The sequence below is a fragment of the Conservatibacter flavescens genome, assembly GCF_002795425.1.
GTDB lineage: Bacteria > Pseudomonadota > Gammaproteobacteria > Enterobacterales > Pasteurellaceae > Conservatibacter > Conservatibacter flavescens.
The window spans coordinates 65,723-81,919 of record NZ_PHHA01000020.1; the positions used below are offsets into that span (position 1 = coordinate 65,723).

Annotated in this window: 20 protein-coding genes; 12 read left to right on the top strand and 8 right to left on the bottom strand. The window is 40.3% G+C overall.

The window, feature by feature from the left end; genetic code table 11:
- Positions 1–4: 4 nt before the first annotated feature.
- Positions 5–490: a transcription elongation factor GreB gene (greB, locus tag CVP05_RS08750; RefSeq protein ID WP_100289193.1), complete on the top strand. Its 486-nt coding sequence runs from the start codon at positions 5–7 to the stop codon at positions 488–490.
- Between the two features lie 42 nt (positions 491–532).
- On the opposite strand, the gene CVP05_RS08755 is transcribed toward greB, so the two are convergent.
- The 5 genes from CVP05_RS08755 to CVP05_RS08775 form a co-directional block, all read right to left on the bottom strand.
- Positions 533–964, bottom strand: coding sequence for a SoxR reducing system RseC family protein (locus CVP05_RS08755; protein WP_100289194.1), 432 nt, complete (start codon positions 962–964; stop codon positions 533–535).
- An 8-nt stretch (positions 965–972) separates the two neighbouring features.
- The gene (rseB, locus tag CVP05_RS08760) at positions 973–1,953 is read right to left on the bottom strand and encodes a sigma-E factor regulatory protein RseB (RefSeq protein WP_341476358.1); all 981 of its coding nucleotides are present in this window, start codon (positions 1,951–1,953) and stop codon (positions 973–975) included.
- Between the two features lie 26 nt (positions 1,954–1,979).
- Complete coding sequence (locus CVP05_RS08765; RefSeq protein ID WP_100289195.1) at positions 1,980–2,531, bottom strand: sigma-E factor negative regulatory protein; 552 nt, start codon at positions 2,529–2,531, stop codon at positions 1,980–1,982.
- 33 nt (positions 2,532–2,564) lie between these two features.
- A complete protein-coding gene (rpoE, locus tag CVP05_RS08770; protein WP_100289196.1) occupies positions 2,565–3,140 on the bottom strand; it encodes an RNA polymerase sigma factor RpoE in 576 nt (191 codons plus the stop codon).
- 122 nt (positions 3,141–3,262) lie between these two features.
- Positions 3,263–3,508 (bottom strand): FAD assembly factor SdhE, encoded by a 246-nt coding sequence (locus CVP05_RS08775; RefSeq protein ID WP_100289197.1) that lies wholly within the window; start codon positions 3,506–3,508, stop codon positions 3,263–3,265.
- Positions 3,509–3,687: 179 nt separating this feature from the next.
- Between CVP05_RS08775 and CVP05_RS08780 the strand changes: the two genes are divergently transcribed.
- Positions 3,688–5,985 (top strand): Tex family protein, encoded by a 2,298-nt coding sequence (locus CVP05_RS08780; protein WP_100289198.1) that lies wholly within the window; start codon positions 3,688–3,690, stop codon positions 5,983–5,985.
- A 106-nt stretch (positions 5,986–6,091) separates the two neighbouring features.
- On the opposite strand, the gene CVP05_RS08785 is transcribed toward CVP05_RS08780, so the two are convergent.
- Together CVP05_RS08785 and CVP05_RS08790 are read right to left on the bottom strand one after the other, a co-directional pair.
- Positions 6,092–7,387: an ammonium transporter gene (locus CVP05_RS08785; RefSeq protein ID WP_100289199.1), complete on the bottom strand. Its 1,296-nt coding sequence runs from the start codon at positions 7,385–7,387 to the stop codon at positions 6,092–6,094.
- A gap of 24 nt (positions 7,388–7,411) precedes the next feature.
- Positions 7,412–7,750 carry a P-II family nitrogen regulator gene (locus CVP05_RS08790; protein WP_100289200.1) on the bottom strand — a complete coding sequence of 113 codons (339 nt, stop codon included), beginning with the start codon at positions 7,748–7,750 and terminating at the stop codon, positions 7,412–7,414.
- Positions 7,751–7,979: 229 nt separating this feature from the next.
- Here CVP05_RS08790 and trmL point away from each other — a divergent pair, with 229 nt between their 5' ends.
- Positions 7,980–8,465 carry a tRNA (uridine(34)/cytosine(34)/5-carboxymethylaminomethyluridine(34)-2'-O)-methyltransferase TrmL gene (gene trmL, locus CVP05_RS08795; protein WP_100289201.1) on the top strand — a complete coding sequence of 162 codons (486 nt, stop codon included), beginning with the start codon at positions 7,980–7,982 and terminating at the stop codon, positions 8,463–8,465.
- Here the strand turns inward: trmL and hslR are convergent.
- Positions 8,449–8,850 carry a ribosome-associated heat shock protein Hsp15 gene (gene hslR, locus CVP05_RS08800; protein WP_100289202.1) on the bottom strand — a complete coding sequence of 134 codons (402 nt, stop codon included), beginning with the start codon at positions 8,848–8,850 and terminating at the stop codon, positions 8,449–8,451. The two genes, trmL and hslR, sit on opposite strands and share 17 nt — an antisense overlap.
- 207 nt (positions 8,851–9,057) lie before the next feature.
- On the opposite strand from hslR, the gene nudE reads away from it, so the two are divergent.
- The 9 genes from nudE (at position 9,058) to CVP05_RS08840 (ending at position 16,196) form a co-directional block, all read left to right on the top strand.
- Entirely contained in the window at positions 9,058–9,609 is a 552-nt protein-coding gene (gene nudE, locus CVP05_RS08805) for an ADP compounds hydrolase NudE (protein WP_100289203.1), read from the top strand.
- Positions 9,610–9,656: 47 nt separating this feature from the next.
- Positions 9,657–10,481 carry a 3'(2'),5'-bisphosphate nucleotidase CysQ gene (gene cysQ / locus CVP05_RS08810; protein ID WP_100289204.1) on the top strand — a complete coding sequence of 275 codons (825 nt, stop codon included), beginning with the start codon at positions 9,657–9,659 and terminating at the stop codon, positions 10,479–10,481.
- A 97-nt stretch (positions 10,482–10,578) separates the two neighbouring features.
- Positions 10,579–12,081 carry a glucose-6-phosphate dehydrogenase gene (gene zwf / locus CVP05_RS08815; protein ID WP_100289205.1) on the top strand — a complete coding sequence of 501 codons (1,503 nt, stop codon included), beginning with the start codon at positions 10,579–10,581 and terminating at the stop codon, positions 12,079–12,081.
- A 45-nt stretch (positions 12,082–12,126) separates the two neighbouring features.
- Positions 12,127–12,831 (top strand): fumarylacetoacetate hydrolase family protein, encoded by a 705-nt coding sequence (locus CVP05_RS08820; protein ID WP_100289206.1) that lies wholly within the window; start codon positions 12,127–12,129, stop codon positions 12,829–12,831.
- A gap of 18 nt (positions 12,832–12,849) precedes the next feature.
- Entirely contained in the window at positions 12,850–13,488 is a 639-nt protein-coding gene (locus tag CVP05_RS08825) for a PhzF family phenazine biosynthesis protein (protein WP_279324786.1), read from the top strand.
- Complete coding sequence (locus CVP05_RS12840; protein WP_279324787.1) at positions 13,485–13,700, top strand: PhzF family phenazine biosynthesis protein; 216 nt, start codon at positions 13,485–13,487, stop codon at positions 13,698–13,700. The genes CVP05_RS08825 and CVP05_RS12840 overlap by 4 nt, the downstream gene beginning before the upstream one ends.
- An 11-nt stretch (positions 13,701–13,711) precedes the next feature.
- Positions 13,712–14,410: a 6-phosphogluconolactonase gene (pgl, locus tag CVP05_RS08830; protein WP_100289207.1), complete on the top strand. Its 699-nt coding sequence runs from the start codon at positions 13,712–13,714 to the stop codon at positions 14,408–14,410.
- A 147-nt stretch (positions 14,411–14,557) separates the two neighbouring features.
- Complete coding sequence (locus CVP05_RS08835) at positions 14,558–15,478, top strand: glycosyltransferase family 2 protein (protein ID WP_100289208.1); 921 nt, start codon at positions 14,558–14,560, stop codon at positions 15,476–15,478.
- Between the two features lie 25 nt (positions 15,479–15,503).
- Positions 15,504–16,196 carry an aspartate/glutamate racemase family protein gene (locus CVP05_RS08840; protein ID WP_100289209.1) on the top strand — a complete coding sequence of 231 codons (693 nt, stop codon included), beginning with the start codon at positions 15,504–15,506 and terminating at the stop codon, positions 16,194–16,196.
- Position 16,197: the final 1 nt, after the last annotated feature.

Sequence of the window (16,197 nt, forward strand, 5' to 3'; positions counted from 1 at the left end):
AAATATGGCAAAATCTAATTATATTACTCGAGCAGGTTGGAATGCTTTAGATCAAGAATTAAAGTATTTATGGAAAGAAGAGCGCCCTAAAGTGACCCAAGCGGTTTCTGATGCAGCGGCATTAGGCGATCGTAGTGAAAACGCAGAATATATTTATGGCAAGCGCCGCTTACGTGAAATTGATCGACGCGTTCGTTTTTTAATGAAACGTTTGGAAGTGTTGCAGATTGTGGATTATCACCCCCGCCAAGAAGGCAAGGTCTTTTTTGGCGCATGGGTAGAAGTGGAAAATGACGAGGGAGAATGTAAACAATATCGTATTGTGGGCGGTGATGAATTTGATCCCGGCAAAAATTGGATTTCTGTGGATTCTCCAGTTGCGCGCGCACTCATTGGTAAACAAATTGATGATGAAGTTAAAGTGCATACTCCATCAGGTTTAGCTTCTTTGTACATTAATCGGATTTGGTATGAGAAGCCGACGGAGTAAGTTTTCTGCTTAATGAATATAACGTTTAATCGAGAGGGACGATTATAGCACCCGCAATAAAACCGGTTTATAGGCCGGTTTTTTATTAAGTTGTTTGCTGTAATAACGTACTGCAATAAAGGCAATCGCCGTAGTCATGAAAATTATCATGGCGCGCACGAGTTCATTATCAAAAATCCCATCAGTGAGGAATGTTGTGGCTAAAAGTGTCAATAATGGAACGATATACATTAAAAGTGCGGTGATAATTAAGGATTTTTCTTCCAAGCCTATTTGCACTCTTTGCCCGACTTTAAGTGGCATAAGGCTTTCCACAGATAAAAGGTGATTGCCTTTTTCTCCAGTTAATTCTGATAAAACGGAGGTGCCACACCCCTTACGCGCCACACAGCTCCCACAAGCTGATTGGGTTTGGCATTGTACGGTAGCGACACCTTTTTCGTAAGCCACTACAACGGCAGTTTCTGTTAACATATAGCCTCTTATTTAAATTGTATATCTTGAACAATACGTTTTGCTGTGGTGAGTGGTATTTGCCCGATTAACGTAATCTCTTTTTTATTAATGGTTTCACTGTAAATAGTATGTGAACCTTGTTTCCAAACCGTTTCGTGATTGTCTGGTAATGGAGAGTCTGACACATAGAGGCTAAATGAAAATAAACCATCGGTATATAATTGACTATCAATATATTGGTTATTGATTTTTTCTCGTGTGGCTTTCAGTTGGGTAAACCCTTGTGGTAGCCAACTTGGTGTCCAATTGATGACATTTTTGTCTATAACTTGCGCAGAATGCTGAACCAAAGGAGGTAAATGCGCGAAAGCCAGATAATTTGTAAATGTTTGAGGTTCGGTATTTAACTGGATATTGACTACGCGAAATTGTTCTAGGAGATTGCCATCGCGATCTAACATATCACTACGTAATAATAATTGTGTTTCTTCGTCAATAAATACGACATATTGATAACGAAAATTGTCTTTGGGCTGAATACGAATAGTTTGCGCCACTCGATTGGCGATACGGTTACGCCCTAAATCAATGAACTCATAGTGCTTTGTGAGATCTGAGATATTTACACGCAATATGTTTGGCAATTGATCGACAATATGGTTGGATTCAATTGAAAAAGGTGGATAGTTATTGGCAAAATAACTCACAATATCACCCCGTTGGACGATTTCTTGCGGGCTATTGTCTAAATTTAAAAGTTGCGCATAGACTGTATCTTCATCAAATACATGTCGATAACGTAAAGATAACGTGTCTATTGGCCCTAGCGTGATAAAGGTCATATCATAGTTAAGTTGCTGATTGGATTTAACCATGTTAGTGACCCATTGCTGTGGGCTCAGCTCTGTAGCAGATAGCGATGATACGGAAAAAAGTAATAAAAGCGCGGTAAGTTTTGGAAAAATTTTTAGCATGGTAAATTTTTGTTCTAAGAAAAAGGCGAACATCGTTCGCCTGTTAGTCGATAATAAGATTATTTTTTATCCATGTGCATGCGACGTTGCAACTCGTAATCTTGCAGCATAGCTTCAATGCGTTTATTTTTTTGTTCAACTTCTTCGTTGGTGACAACATCTTTTGTTGGTGCGTTATAACTCACTGCTTGAACATTATTGGTAAACGGCAAGGTTTGTAAAACAGGTTTATCGCTATCAGCAGTCAAACCTTGTTCAGTATTATTAAAAGACTGTACGCCGATAACCGCGACTAAGCAAACGCCAGCAGCAACCGCGACTTGTGTAACAGGCATTAACCAAGAACGTAATTTTTGCATAAATGGAGATTTTTCGGCTTCCTCCATTGTTGGCTGATTTTCATATCCCACTTCAGCAGCAATAAGATTTTCCATTTTTGCAGTAAAATCAGCGCCTAAAAAAATATCTTGGCTTTCTTGGCGCATAACGGTACGAATGACATGTAAATTCGCCCAACTTCTCTGTAAATCTTCATCTTTGCAAAGCGCATCAGTCAGTTTGTTATCGACGTTCTCGCCGTCAATATAGGCTGAAAGTAACTCTTTTTGCATTTTAATACCCCAACGTTTTTCGTTTGAACTTGGTTAACGCTGCATAAGCGGACTAATTTTGGCTTCAATAATTTCGCGCGCTCGGAAAATTCGTGAACGTACTGTCCCTACTGGACAATCCATTATTTCAGCAATTTCTTCATAGCTCATACCTTCGATTTCTCGTAAGGTAATTGCTGTTTTTAATTCTTCCTGCAAGTTTTCAATGGTACTAAACACAACCTTTTTCAACTCAGCAGATAACATTAAATTTTCAGGTGTCTCTACATCCCGTAAATGTGTACCAGCCTCATACGTTTCCGCTTCCTCGGCTAAAATGTCTTCATTCGGAGGACGACGACCTTGAGCGGTTAAATAATTTTTTGCAGTATTCACCGCGATTCTATAAAGCCATGTGTAGAAAGCGCTGTCGCCGCGAAAAGAATCTAAAGAGCGATAAGCTTTAATAAACGATTCTTGTACCACATCGGGAATATCATTCGGCGACACATAACGGGTTAATAGCCCAGCCAATTTATTCTGATATCGAGACACCAACAAATTAAAGGCTTTTTTATCTCCTTGCTGTACTCTTTCTACCAAAGCTTGATCTGTTAGTTGTTCACTCATGTAAAGTGAATCTCCCTACATTTGATTTCACTTCTAACCGTAGCAAGACAGCAAGCCTGTATATGAGGTTAGAGTGAAGAAACGAAAAAAAGTTCAATCTTTTTTGTAAAGATTGGGCAATGCTATTTTAGTGTATTTTGAATATGGGTGATCATCGTGCGTAATTCAAGGTCTTGAGGCTCAGAGCCTTTAAATAACCAAGAAAAAAGTTCAAGATCTGAACAGGCGAGTAGACGAATAAAAGCTTGTTTTTGCTGCTCTGTTAGGGATTCAAAATGCTGTTGATAAAAAGGCATAATAACGTTATCCAGCTCCAGCATGCCGCGTCGGCAATCCCATTCAATGCGTAATTTATTATATTTGCTCATTTTTCACCCTAACTTATCCATATGTGCAATATTTTAACATAAAAATTTGAGCCTTCTGCTTAAAACCAGTATGCTATTTAAAATTTTTTATCCCCTGCTGTGAAACGTGAGGGGAATAAACTCTGTCATCGGGCCAAATTAACGCCGTAAACAATATAACTAATGAAACGAAGTATCTTATGTTAAATCAACAAATTAGCCAAATTATTGCCACCGAGCTGGCGGTACAAGCAAAGCAGATTCTTGCCGCCATTGAATTATTAGATGATGGTAATACCATTCCGTTTATTGCCCGTTATCGTAAAGAAGCAACGGGCGGCTTAGACGATACCCAATTACGTCATTTCGAAACACGTTTAATTTATCTTCGAGAGTTAGAAGATCGCCGTCAAACGATTCTTAAGTCTATTGATGAACAGGGTAAGCTCACAGATGAGCTGCGCCAAGCTATCGAACAAACACAAAGTAAAACTGAGCTTGAAGACTTATATTTGCCCTATAAACCTAAACGCCGAACGAAAGGTCAAATTGCGATTGAAGCTGGGTTGGAACCATTAGCGGATTTATTATGGAAAGAGCCTCAACATGAGCCAGAGCAGGTTGCGCTCACTTTTGTCAATGACAACGTGCCAGATGCCAAAACGGCATTAGATGGCGCAAAATATATTTTAATGGAGCGTTTTGCCGAAGATGCTGCGCTTTTGGCGAAAGTTCGTCATTATCTACAGCAAAGTGCGGTCTTAGTTTCAAAAGTTTTAGAAGGAAAAGAGGCCGAAGGGGCGAAATTTCAAGATTATTTTGATCATCAAGAAGCGTGGCGTAATGTGCCATCACACCGTGCCTTAGCGATGTTTCGAGGTCGTAATGAAGGGATTTTACAATTAAGCCTCAATGCGGATCCTGAGGCTGAAGAAGGGAGTCGCCATAGTTATTGTGAAGAAATTATTCGTGATCATTTAGGTATTCATCTTAATAACCAACCAGCAGATAACTGGCGTGCGCAAGTCATCAGTTGGACATGGAAAATCAAAATTGCCCTTCATTTAGAAACTGAATTGATGGGGGCGTTACGAGAAAAAGCCGAAGACGAAGCCATTGATGTCTTTGCGCGTAACTTGAGTGCCTTGCTAATGGCAGCGCCTGCAGGCGCGAAAAATACAATGGGCCTCGATCCCGGTTTACGTACGGGAGTGAAAGTGGCTGTTGTGGACAATACCGGGAAATTACTTGCGACGGAGACGGTTTATCCACATACTGGGCAAGAGCAAAGTGCAATGGTAGCCATTTTCAAGTTAATTCAGCAGCACAATGTGGAGTTAATTGCGATTGGTAACGGCACAGCCTCCCGTGAAACGGAGCGTTTCGCAAAAGAAGTGATTAAGCAGTGTGCAAATAAGCCACAAACTGTCGTCGTGTCAGAGGCGGGAGCATCTGTTTATTCAGCCTCAGAACTGGCTGCTGCGGAATTTCCCGATTTGGATGTGTCTTTACGTGGGGCAGTATCAATTGCTCGCCGTTTGCAAGATCCATTGGCTGAGTTGGTGAAAATTGAACCTAAAGCGATTGGGGTTGGACAGTATCAACATGATGTTAATCAAACACAATTAGCGCGTAAATTAGATGCAGTGGTTGAAGATTGTGTTAATGCGGTTGGGGTGGATTTAAATACCGCCTCTAGCGCTTTACTCTCCAGGGTAGCCGGTATGAGCAAAACATTAGCACAAAATATTGTGGATTACCGTGATGAAAACGGACGTTTTGACAACCGCGCACAATTGAAAAAAGTGCCGCGTTTAGGGCCAAAAGCGTTTGAGCAATGTGCCGGGTTTATGCGTATTGCTAATGGGAAAAATCCCCTTGATGCCTCAGGGGTGCACCCAGAAGCCTATCCAGTGGTGGAAAAAATCTTACAAGCCACTCAGCAGTCAATCCAAGAGCTTATGGGCAATGTCTCAGCTGTGCGTCAATTAGAAGCCAAGCAGTTTACTGATGAACAATTTGGTTTGCCGACGGTATTAGATATTTTCAAAGAGTTGGAAAAACCAGGACGAGATCCTCGAGGTGAATTTAAAACGGCAACCTTTATGGAAGGCGTTGAAGAGATTAGTGATTTAAAATCAGGTATGATCTTAGAGGGAACGGTCACTAATGTGACCAATTTCGGGGCTTTTGTGGATATTGGCGTACATCAAGATGGTTTAGTGCATATTTCTTCCTTAAGTGATAAGTTTGTTGAAGACCCTCATAAGGTGGTGAAAACCGGCGATGTAGTCAAAGTAAAAGTGCTTGATGTAGATGTGGCGCGTAAACGGATTGCATTAACGATGCGTTTAGATGAAAGTGCGGTGAAAAATATGGGAAAAACTGACCGCACTTCTCATGCAAAACCGCGTCATGAGCGCTCAGAACGTCATTCCCATAATAATAGTGTTATGGGCAATGCGTTTGCAGATGCATTAAAAAATTGGAAAAAATAATTAGGTCATAACATATCTTATGCCTTATTGGTAAAGGCTTGTAGAGCAGAAGCGCGGTCAATTTTTTTAAATTTTTTTGACCGCGCTTTATTTGTTTGGTGATTAATTATTCAATTCGCTCACCGTGGGAACTTAAATCCAGTCCTTTGCGCTCATCGTCTTTCGCCACGCGTAATCCAATGAGTTTATCGATAATTTTCAATAAGATAAAGCTACCGATCGCGCTGTATGCTATGGTGATAAGGACACTTTCTGTTTGTAACCAAAGTGTTGTTTGGGTTCCGGATATTTCTTCTGATACAAAGACGCCGGTTAAAATTGCGCCAGCGATACCGCCTATTCCATGAATACCGAAAGCATCGAGTGTATCATCATAACCTAACCAATATTTTAAACGAGTGACTGCAACAAAACAGATGATACTGGTGATGGCTCCGATGGCTAAGGCGCTTTGTACGGAAACAAACCCAGCTGCAGGCGTGATACCCACTAAACCGGCGACTGCACCAGAGGCTAAACCTAATGCAGAAGGTTTGTGTTTTTGGACAACTTCTAATAAAACCCAGCTTAATGCACCGACTGCTGTTGCAACTTGGGTGGTGGCTAAGGCCATACCGGCACGTCCATCAGCCGCTAATGCAGAACCCGCATTGAACCCAAACCAACCAATCCATAACATCGCCGTGCCGATAAGGGTGAGGACTAGGTTGTGAGGTTGCATATTTTCTTTACCATAGCCAATGCGTTTTCCTATCATGACTGCGGCAACTAAACCCGCGATTCCAGCATTGATATGGATCACCGTACCGCCAGCGTAATCCAGTACACCATCAGAAGCAAGCCAACCATCTAACCCCCAAACCCAGTGGGCTGTAGGCACATAAATGAGCAGTGACCAAAGTCCGACAAATAACATTAAAGCTGAAAATTTCATACGTTCCGCAAACGCACCGGTAATAATTGCGCCGGCAATAATGGCAAAGGCCATTTGGAAAATCATAAATACTGATTCTGGAATCGTTGCGGCACCAGGGTAAACAGTAAGCTGCTCTTGCTCGGTAAACACGCTTAGGCCAGATAAAAAGAAACGTTCCGTTCCGCCAATAAACGCATTATTTGGCGTGAATGCCAAACTGTAGCCAAAACATAACCAAAGAACGGCAATCATACAAGCAATTGCAAAGCTTTGTACCATTGTCGCCAGTACATTTTTCTTGCGAACCATGCCAGCATAAAATAGGGCGAGGCCCGGAACGGTCATAAATAACACTAAAATGGCGGCCACCATTACCCATGTAGTATCTCCCGCGTTTAACACAGACATAGGCTGAACCCAATCTTTGAGGTCGGCAAAGGCCAAAGTTGGAAAAAGTGCGGTACCGAGTAGTAAATATTTTTTCATGTTTAAATCCCTCATTGTTTCATTTTAAAGCGCGCTATCATCAGTTTCACCAGTACGAATCCGAATGACATGTTCTAATGGCTTGACAAAAATTTTCCCATCGCCAATTTTTCCGGACTGTGCCGCCTGGCAAATAGCGTTAATCGCGGGTTGTACATCATCATCACGCAAGACAATATCAATTTGAATTTTCGGGACAAAATCAATACTATATTCCGCGCCTCGATAAAGTTCAGTGTGGCCTTTTTGTCGGCCAAAGCCTTTGACTTCTGTAATAGTCATTCCTGTAATGCCTATTTCATGCAAAGCATCACGCACTTCATCTACACGAAAAGGTTGAATAATTGCTGTAAGTTGTTTCATGGTTCCTCCTGTATTTTTATATCCCAGTTATCTGGTTAAATTTATTTTTATATTTTATTTATTCAATTTGCAATATTGTTGGTTATATTTTTAATTAAAATAATTTTTTGTTAGATAATATTTAATTTAATGGTGTTTATTTTGGTTATCATCTATTTTTTCTTGGCTTTACACCTAAAAATATGAGCATTACAATAGCCAGACTTTTTTCTTGCAATAAGAGCGATTTATGTTAGACATTGTGTTATATGAACCGGAAATCCCACAAAATACAGGCAATATTATTCGATTATGCGCAAACACAGGGTTTCGTTTGCATTTAATTGAACCTTTAGGATTTACTTGGGATGACAAGCGTTTACGTCGTTCCGGATTGGATTATCACGAATTTGCGAATATTAAGAGACACAAAACATTTGAGATGTTTTTACAAAGTGAACAACCGAAACGTTTATTTGCGCTGACCACAAAAGGCCAGCCTGCTCATAGTCAAGTGCGGTTTGAATTAGGGGATTTTTTAATGTTCGGGCCAGAAAGTCGTGGGATTCCTATGTCTATTTTAGATCAATTACCGATGACCCAGAAAATTCGTATTCCGATGACAGAAAATAGCCGTAGTTTGAATTTGTCTAATTCTGTTGCCGTAGTGGTATATGAAGCTTGGCGACAATTGGGCTACGACGGTGCAGTAAATTTAATTACATCTGATTCTTAAATTGAATTAATTCTCGTCGTTCTTTCTTATTTGGACGACGTTCAGGATGTGGCATCATGTTCATTTTTCGGGCAAGTGCCATTTTCTCTCGTTGTTCAAGGCTTTGAGCGGTTTCTGTATATAAACGTTGTGCTTCTGGTGCGCCTCTACGCTGAGTGGATAACGCCACGACTTCCACTTCTTTTTCTTCATTGCCTTGACGTAATTTTATTTTGGCACCGATTTCGACATTTTTATTGGGTTTTGAGCGTTGTCCATTATAATGTACTTTTCCCCCATCAATCATTTCTTTGGCTAGCGTACGGGTTTTATAGAAACGTGCCGCCCAAAGCCATTTATCTAAACGGACTTGTTCATCTTTTTCAACGGGTGTATTTTTTGCCATAAATTTTTCTCTAACACAATCAATAGAATTCAGGATAATTGAGGAAATCAACGAGCATGCTCAGTTTATTTTGTGATCATACTAGCATGATCACAATGGGTTTCTCAATTTAAGGAATTATGGTATCGTGCTTTTATCTATTTGTATAGTTGAACAAATGGAAACATAAGGCCTTAAAATACTTGTAGCGGGGAAGAAAAGATTTGTATGAATGAATTGAAAGCACCTGAAATTTTGTCAATATCCGTGGTGGCAAAGACACGTATTTTTGAAATTCAATCTGTCGATTTAAAATTTTCTAATGGTGAACGACGTACTTACGAACGTTTTAAGCCCAGTAGCCGCGCCGCTGTGATGATATTGCCGGTTGATGGTGATGATTTATTGATGGTAAAAGAATATGCTATGGGAACCGAGCGTTATGAGTTAGGATTCCCTAAAGGCTTGATGGAACAAGGGGAAACGCCAGAAGAGAGCGCGAATCGAGAGATGCAAGAGGAAATCGGTTTAGGCGCTAAGGAGTTTATTCATTTGCGCACGGTGAATACTTCGCCAAATTTTATGAATAGCCCGATGCATATTTTTTTAGCCAAAGATTTTTATCCAAGTAAGCTTGAAGGCGATGAACCAGAACCCTTGCAGTTAGTGCGCGTTCCTCTGACGAAACTGAATGCGTTGTTAGGTGATTCTGCTTTTTGTGAGGCGCGCAATCTTGTGGCGCTATATTGTTTACGGGATTATTTGGAAAATTCTTGCTAATCCCTATTGGCTCATATAATCTGTTAGTTCGTTGAAAAGGAAAGACCATGCCAATATTATCCCCTAGATTGCTAAGTGATGTGCTTCAGATTGCGGAGACGGGTGGTGAGTATTTGCGTGATTTTTATACGCGTTCTGTTCAGGTTCAGCTCAAAGCAGATAATACCCCTGTGACGGAAGCGGATTTATTTATGAGTCAATTTTTAAGTGAGAAATTGACAGCGCTAACCCCAGATATTCCCATTTTGTCTGAAGAAAGTGGCCATATTTCTGTTGCAGAACGCCAACAATGGCCAATATATTGGTTAATTGATCCATTAGACGGCACACAACAATTTATTGAACGTACGGGGCAATTTGGGATTTTGATTGCTTTAGTGCAACATAATTGTCCCGTGCTTGGCCTTATCCATATGCCGATATTACAGCAAACATGCTATGCCATACGAGGACAAGGGGCATATAAAAAAGATGTTCATGGTGTTCAACGTTTAGTGCCTCAACCTTTAGACCGCGCTCAGCGGATTAAAATTGCGGTGGGAGATGGGAAAATGGCCGATAAAGTGCGGTCAATTTTGCATAAAAATATTGATTATGAATTTCAGATCTTTGGCTCAAGTAGTTTAAAAAGTCTCCTTGTCGCCGAAGGTACTAGCCATTGTTATGTACGATTAGGGAACACTGGGGAATGGGATACCGCCGCGGCTGAGGTGATTTTACAGGAAATGGGAGGGGGGATTTTCGATCCAAACTTCGCACCGTTAACTTATAATCAACGTGATACGCTGATTAATCCTCATTTTGTGATGACCGGATGTCGGCAAGCAGATTGGCGACAGATTTTTTGTTTTGATAATGACACCTTTCGGTAAAATCAATTGGTGAAAAGACGAAAAATCGCAAATAATATAAATATATTTTAGGTAGTGTAATACCACTACGCATTTAATCAGATACAAGGAAAGCAGCATGCTCAAACCAGAAAACAGCACCATTACCATTTTTGGTGCATCAGGCGATCTTACTCATCGTAAATTAATCCCTGCCCTTTATCACTTATTTGAAGCGAATAAACTCGCTGACGATTTTGCTATTTTAGGTGTGAGTCGAACCGAGTTTAGCGATGAAGAATATCGTGAAAAACTGCGTCAGTTGTTAGTAAAACATGAAAAAACACAGCCTGAATTGGTTGATGAGTTTTTTAAACATGTGTATTACCAAGCGGTAGATACCGCCAATGCGCCAGATTATGAAAAAATTAAAACGCGTTTAGAAGAGTTGGAATATTTGCATAGTACTCATGGCAATGTGCTTTATTATTTGTCCACTCCACCAAGTTTATATGGGGTTATTCCGGAGTGTTTAGCGGCACATGGATTAACCAAAGAAGGACACGGGTGGAAACGCTTAGTGGTGGAAAAACCTTTTGGTTATGATTTAGAGTCGGCGATCTTATTAGATGCGCAAATTCACAATTTTTTTGAAGAACAACAAATTTATCGTATTGATCACTATCTTGGTAAAGAAACCGTTCAGAACCTATTAGTATTGCGTTTTTCGAATGGTTTATTTGAGCCGCTTTGGAATCGTAACTATATTGAATATGTTGAAATTACTGGAGCTGAGGCGCTTGGGGTAGAAGAGCGTGGGGGCTATTATGATGGTTCAGGCGCAATGCGAGATATGTTCCAAAATCATATTTTACAAGTCCTTGCTATGGTCGCGATGGAGTCTCCTGCAGTAATTAATGCAGATTCTTTGCGTAATGAGGTTGCGAAAGTATTACAAAGTCTACATCCACTCAATCCTGAAACCATAGAAGAGAATCTTGTATTGGGGCAATACACGTCTTCGAAAGTGCGTGGGATTGAGCAAGCAGGTTATCGTCAAGAAAAAGGCGTTAATCCAGAATCTCGTACAGAAACGTATATGGCATTACGTTTGCAAATTGATAACTGGCGTTGGAGCGGCGTGCCGTTTTATGTTCGTACCGGTAAACGTTTACCAACACGTGTAACCGAAATTGTCATTCATTTTAAACGTACTCCACACCCAGTATTTAGCCAAAATGCCCCAGAAAACAAACTGATTATTCGTGTTCAGCCAGATGAAGGGATTGTTATGAGCTTTGGCTTAAAACAGCCAGGCGCCGGATTTAAAGCGCAGGAAGTGGCGATGGATTTCCACTATGAAGACTTAGGGGAAACCACTTTGTTAAGTGGCTATGAGCGTTTGTTACTGGACGCATTAAATGGCGATGCTTCTTTGTTTACCCGTAGTGATGCAGTGCAAGCTTGTTGGAAATTTGTGCAACCTATTTTAGATTATAAAGCAGGTTTAGATGCTAAGTTACATGGTTATGCTTGTGGAACATGGGGGCCTAAAGCGGCAGATGAGCTTATGGAAAAAGAAGGGCGCGCATGGCGTTTCCCTTGTAAAAATTTAACGAATACGGATTATTGCGAATTGTAGAATAAAGCAAAATAGCTTCAAACTTACCAAAAAAGGAGGAATGTCATGGCCTATGCGATTGAACCAATGCAACTCGTCGGATTACCGATTGTTGATAGTGAGCTGACTTTTCCTGTGCGCCGAGTTTATTGCGTTGGGCGTAATTACGAAGCCCATGCTCGCGAAATGGGATCCGATCCGACGCGCGAGCCACCATTCTTTTTTTGTAAGCCGAATGATCCTCAGTCTATTGTCGCGGTGAGAGCTGGGCAAGTAATGGAATTGCCTTATCCGGCTAAAACTACTAATTATCATTATGAGGCTGAATTAGTGGTGGCGATTGGGAAAGGTGGAAAAAATATTGCAGTGGATTGTGCGCTAGAGCATATTTTTGGCTATGGCATTGGTCTGGATATGACACGACGTGATTTACAAATTCAAATGCGTGAAATCGGGCGCCCTTGGGAGGTAGGAAAGGCGTTTGATTATTCTGCTCCCATCAGTGAAATCTACCCCGTTGATCGGGCAGCGGATATACACCATGCCAATATTTGCTTAACGGTCAATGGCGAGATTAAACAACAGAGCAATATTCGTCATTTAATTTGGAATGTTGAAGAAACGATAGCCGCATTGTCTGAACTTTTTGAGTTAAAACCAGGCGACTTAATTTTTACAGGCACACCAGAAGGCGTTGGTGCGGTTGGTAAAAATGATAAGTTGGTCGCGAGTATTGATGGTTTAGGGCAGCTTGAAGTATTGATTGTTTAAGGTCGTAACGGGGACAAAATGAAAGATTACGATTTTTATTTGCTCAATGTTTTTGCTGAAACCCATTTTGGCGGGAATCCACTTGCTGTTTTTCCTGCTGCTGATGGATTAAATGACGAGCAAATGCAGCTGATTGCTCGCCAGTTTAATTTATCTGAAACCGTCTTTCTTCAAACTGCTACGCATTCAAGTGCGGTCAAAAAATTGAAAATTTTTACGCCAGATTATGAATTGCCTTTTGCAGGACACCCTACAATTGGTGCGAGTTTTGTGATTCGTCGCTTATTTTGCGAAAAGGATCAATATCAAATAGAGACCTTATCTGGTTTGGCGACGATTAAGCATCAGCATGAAGAGATTACCTTTGCGCTGAAAAAGGAGGTAAAAACCAAGCCATGTCATTTAGATAATGCAGAATTGGCGGATATTTTAGGTTTACAAGAAACCGATATTGAGTCTGAACCGATGTGGATTAATACGGGCACATGGCAATTACTTATTCGCTTAAAAAGCGAAAGTGCGGTAAAAAATTGTCAAATTTCACCCGCACTTTTCATGACTAAATTAGACAGTGGTGTTTGGGGATCCTGTTATGTGTGGTTTGCCCATAATGGGCAGGCGAAAGTCAGGATGTTTTTACACAAGGCAATACGGTGATAGAAGATCCTGGCACAGGTTCTGCAGCGGCCAATCTTGGTGGCTGGTTTATTCATCATAATCAAACCCCTATAGCCTTACGCATTACACAAGGCGATGAAATTGGGCGACCAAATCGTTTAAGTCTATATGTTGATGAAGAACAGAGGATTTTTGTGGGGGGGAAAGTCATTGAAGTGGGTAAAGGAACATTTATTTTACCCAATGGATAATAGGAAAAAATATGAATTATCAAGTATTTGAAAATGCTCAAGCAGCAGTAGAAAAAATCGCGCAAGAATTTGTGACATATAGTGAACAAGGGCGCCCAGTGCATATTTCGCTTTCTGGAGGCTCAACACCAAAATTACTGTTTAAAACGCTCTCTACATCACCGTTTAATACGCAAGTACAATGGAATAATTTACATTTTTGGTGGGGAGATGATCGTATGGTTGCTCCCAATGATCCTGAAAGTAATTATGGTGAGGTACAAAAATTATTATTCGACCACATCCAAATTCCAAAAGAGAATATTCATCGTATTCGTGGTGAAAATGAGGTTAACGATGAATTGTCTCGCTTTAGTGATGAACTGAAAACTGTGCCGAATGGCGAATTCGATTGGATTATTTTAGGTATGGGAACTGATGGGCATACGGCTTCATTATTCCCCCATCAAACAGATTTTGCCGATGAAAAGCTTGCGGTAATTGCAAAACATCCAGACACAGGACAATTACGAATTTCTAAAACAGCTAAATTAATTGCTCAGGCTAAACGTATTACTTATTTAGTAACAGGGGGAGCCAAAGCAGAAATTTTAAAAGAGATTAATGAGAATACTTCAGCGCTTTTACCTTATCCGGCTGCGCGTATTAAGTCAAATAATGGTATTACAGAATGGTATTTAGATGCCGAAGCTGCTGCTTTGTTGAAATAGTTGGCATACACATGAAGTTTTCATCGCGTTGAGAAAACAGAATAGTATTTAGACAGAACCCTAGTGGCAATGTTAGAATAGCGCCTTTGTTTTCTTGGCAGGCGGAAGTATTCGCTGAATAATTTATATAACAATGGTTGGTTAACAATGAGTAACGAAACACTACAAAAAACGAAAAAACAGCCTACTAAAAAACGTAGTACATCAAAAAAACAAGTATTGATGTCATTTATTGTGCCTGTTTATAACGCAGAAAAAGATTTGGCAACATGTTTAGATAGTTTATTGAAGCAAAATGTCGACAAAGAAATTATTTGTATTAATGATGGCTCCACTGATGGCAGCTTAGCGATTTTAGAAAACTATGCTCAGAAAAATGCGGAAATTCGTATTGTCACTCAGCGTAATGCTGGGCCGGGAGCTGCACGTAACAGAGGGATTAAACTGGCCAAAGGTAAGTACATTTGGTTTGTTGATGCGGACGATTATTTGTTATGTGAAAATCTGCAAGAGATTTGTAATATTGCAGATGAGCAAAATGTCGAGATGGTGCGTGGGGTAATGCAATTTAAGTCTAATGGTGAAGATATGTTCTATTTACCATATGCAGAAGAAATTCGCAGTGGTGAGTATCGTGGTTTTACTAATTTAGCCATTAACTACTTCCAAATGGGATTACAATTAGGTTTAGCCCAAAAAGTGTGTGCAGGGTTTTATGCCTCAACATTTTTGAAAGAGAATAAATTAGAATTTGCCAAAACATATTTTGCGGAAAATGGTTTATTTGAGTTAGCAACATTTTGTGCGGCGCCAAAAGCAAAAGTTTTAGAAATCGTAGATGTATTGTATTTTTATCGAGAGAACCCAACTGGGCTGACCCATGGTGAAAATACAAAACAAAAGCAAGGGTTAGCAACACTCTCTCCAATGCTATTAGCCTTAGTGGATACGCAAGTTCAGGCGACATTAGCCATTGAAGATAAACATTCGGAAGCATACAGTATTCATAAAGATTTGGTGAAATTCTTGAATTTTGCGATTGGCGATTTGTTATATACACGTATTTAATCAGGTAGAAAAATAAGGTTCAGAGATGAAAACACTTGGCATATTGGCTGGAATGAGTCCAGAAAGTTCTGCAACTTATTATCTTGAGATTAACCGCTTAATTAATCAGGCATTAGGGGGAAACTCATCTGCGCAATTAATTATGTTAAGTGTTAATTTTGAAGAAATCGTACAATGCCAGCGGGCTGGTGATTGGCTGAAAGCCGGTGAAATATTGGCGACGGCAGCGAAAAAACTGGAAGATTTTGGCGCAGAAGGGATTGTTTTAGCAACCAATACTATGCATAAAGTAGCGCCACAAATTAAATCAGCTATTCGTGTCCCTTTTTTAAGTGTGATTGATGTAACAGCTGAAGTCATTCATGGAAAGCAAATAAAAAAAGTGGCTTTGTTGGGGACGAAGTTTACCATGAGTGATACCTTTTATCGCGAAGCATTAGAAGCTCATGGGATCGAGGTTATCGTGCCGAATGAGGAAATACAAAATGAAATCCATCGGATTATTTTTGATGAGCTTTGTATTGGTCAATGTTCTATGGATTCGAAACAATATTATATTGAAGTTATTCAGCAGCTACAGCAACAAGGGGCAGAAGCCGTCATTTTGGGGTGTACAGAAATTGGTTTGTTAATTCAGCAGCAAGATGCTGACATTCCCTTTTTGGACACAACACTTTTACATAGCCAAGCAGCTGCGCAATTTATTTTAGGTAAGTAGT

Coding starts and splice junctions, on each gene's coding strand:
- greB (WP_100289193.1), top strand. CDS start 5: ATGGCAAAATCTAATTATATTACTCGAGCAGGTTGGAATGCTTTAGAT.
- CVP05_RS08755 (WP_100289194.1), bottom strand. CDS start 964: ATGTTAACAGAAACTGCCGTTGTAGTGGCTTACGAAAAAGGTGTCGCT.
- rseB (WP_341476358.1), bottom strand. CDS start 1,953: ATGTTCGCCTTTTTCTTAGAACAAAAATTTACCATGCTAAAAATTTTT.
- CVP05_RS08765 (WP_100289195.1), bottom strand. CDS start 2,531: ATGCAAAAAGAGTTACTTTCAGCCTATATTGACGGCGAGAACGTCGAT.
- rpoE (WP_100289196.1), bottom strand. CDS start 3,140: ATGAGTGAACAACTAACAGATCAAGCTTTGGTAGAAAGAGTACAGCAA.
- CVP05_RS08775 (WP_100289197.1), bottom strand. CDS start 3,508: ATGAGCAAATATAATAAATTACGCATTGAATGGGATTGCCGACGCGGC.
- CVP05_RS08780 (WP_100289198.1), top strand. CDS start 3,688: ATGTTAAATCAACAAATTAGCCAAATTATTGCCACCGAGCTGGCGGTA.
- CVP05_RS08785 (WP_100289199.1), bottom strand. CDS start 7,387: ATGAAAAAATATTTACTACTCGGTACCGCACTTTTTCCAACTTTGGCC.
- CVP05_RS08790 (WP_100289200.1), bottom strand. CDS start 7,750: ATGAAACAACTTACAGCAATTATTCAACCTTTTCGTGTAGATGAAGTG.
- trmL (WP_100289201.1), top strand. CDS start 7,980: ATGTTAGACATTGTGTTATATGAACCGGAAATCCCACAAAATACAGGC.
- hslR (WP_100289202.1), bottom strand. CDS start 8,850: ATGGCAAAAAATACACCCGTTGAAAAAGATGAACAAGTCCGTTTAGAT.
- nudE (WP_100289203.1), top strand. CDS start 9,058: ATGAATGAATTGAAAGCACCTGAAATTTTGTCAATATCCGTGGTGGCA.
- cysQ (WP_100289204.1), top strand. CDS start 9,657: ATGCCAATATTATCCCCTAGATTGCTAAGTGATGTGCTTCAGATTGCG.
- zwf (WP_100289205.1), top strand. CDS start 10,579: ATGCTCAAACCAGAAAACAGCACCATTACCATTTTTGGTGCATCAGGC.
- CVP05_RS08820 (WP_100289206.1), top strand. CDS start 12,127: ATGGCCTATGCGATTGAACCAATGCAACTCGTCGGATTACCGATTGTT.
- CVP05_RS08825 (WP_279324786.1), top strand. CDS start 12,850: ATGAAAGATTACGATTTTTATTTGCTCAATGTTTTTGCTGAAACCCAT.
- pgl (WP_100289207.1), top strand. CDS start 13,712: ATGAATTATCAAGTATTTGAAAATGCTCAAGCAGCAGTAGAAAAAATC.
- CVP05_RS08835 (WP_100289208.1), top strand. CDS start 14,558: ATGAGTAACGAAACACTACAAAAAACGAAAAAACAGCCTACTAAAAAA.
- CVP05_RS08840 (WP_100289209.1), top strand. CDS start 15,504: ATGAAAACACTTGGCATATTGGCTGGAATGAGTCCAGAAAGTTCTGCA.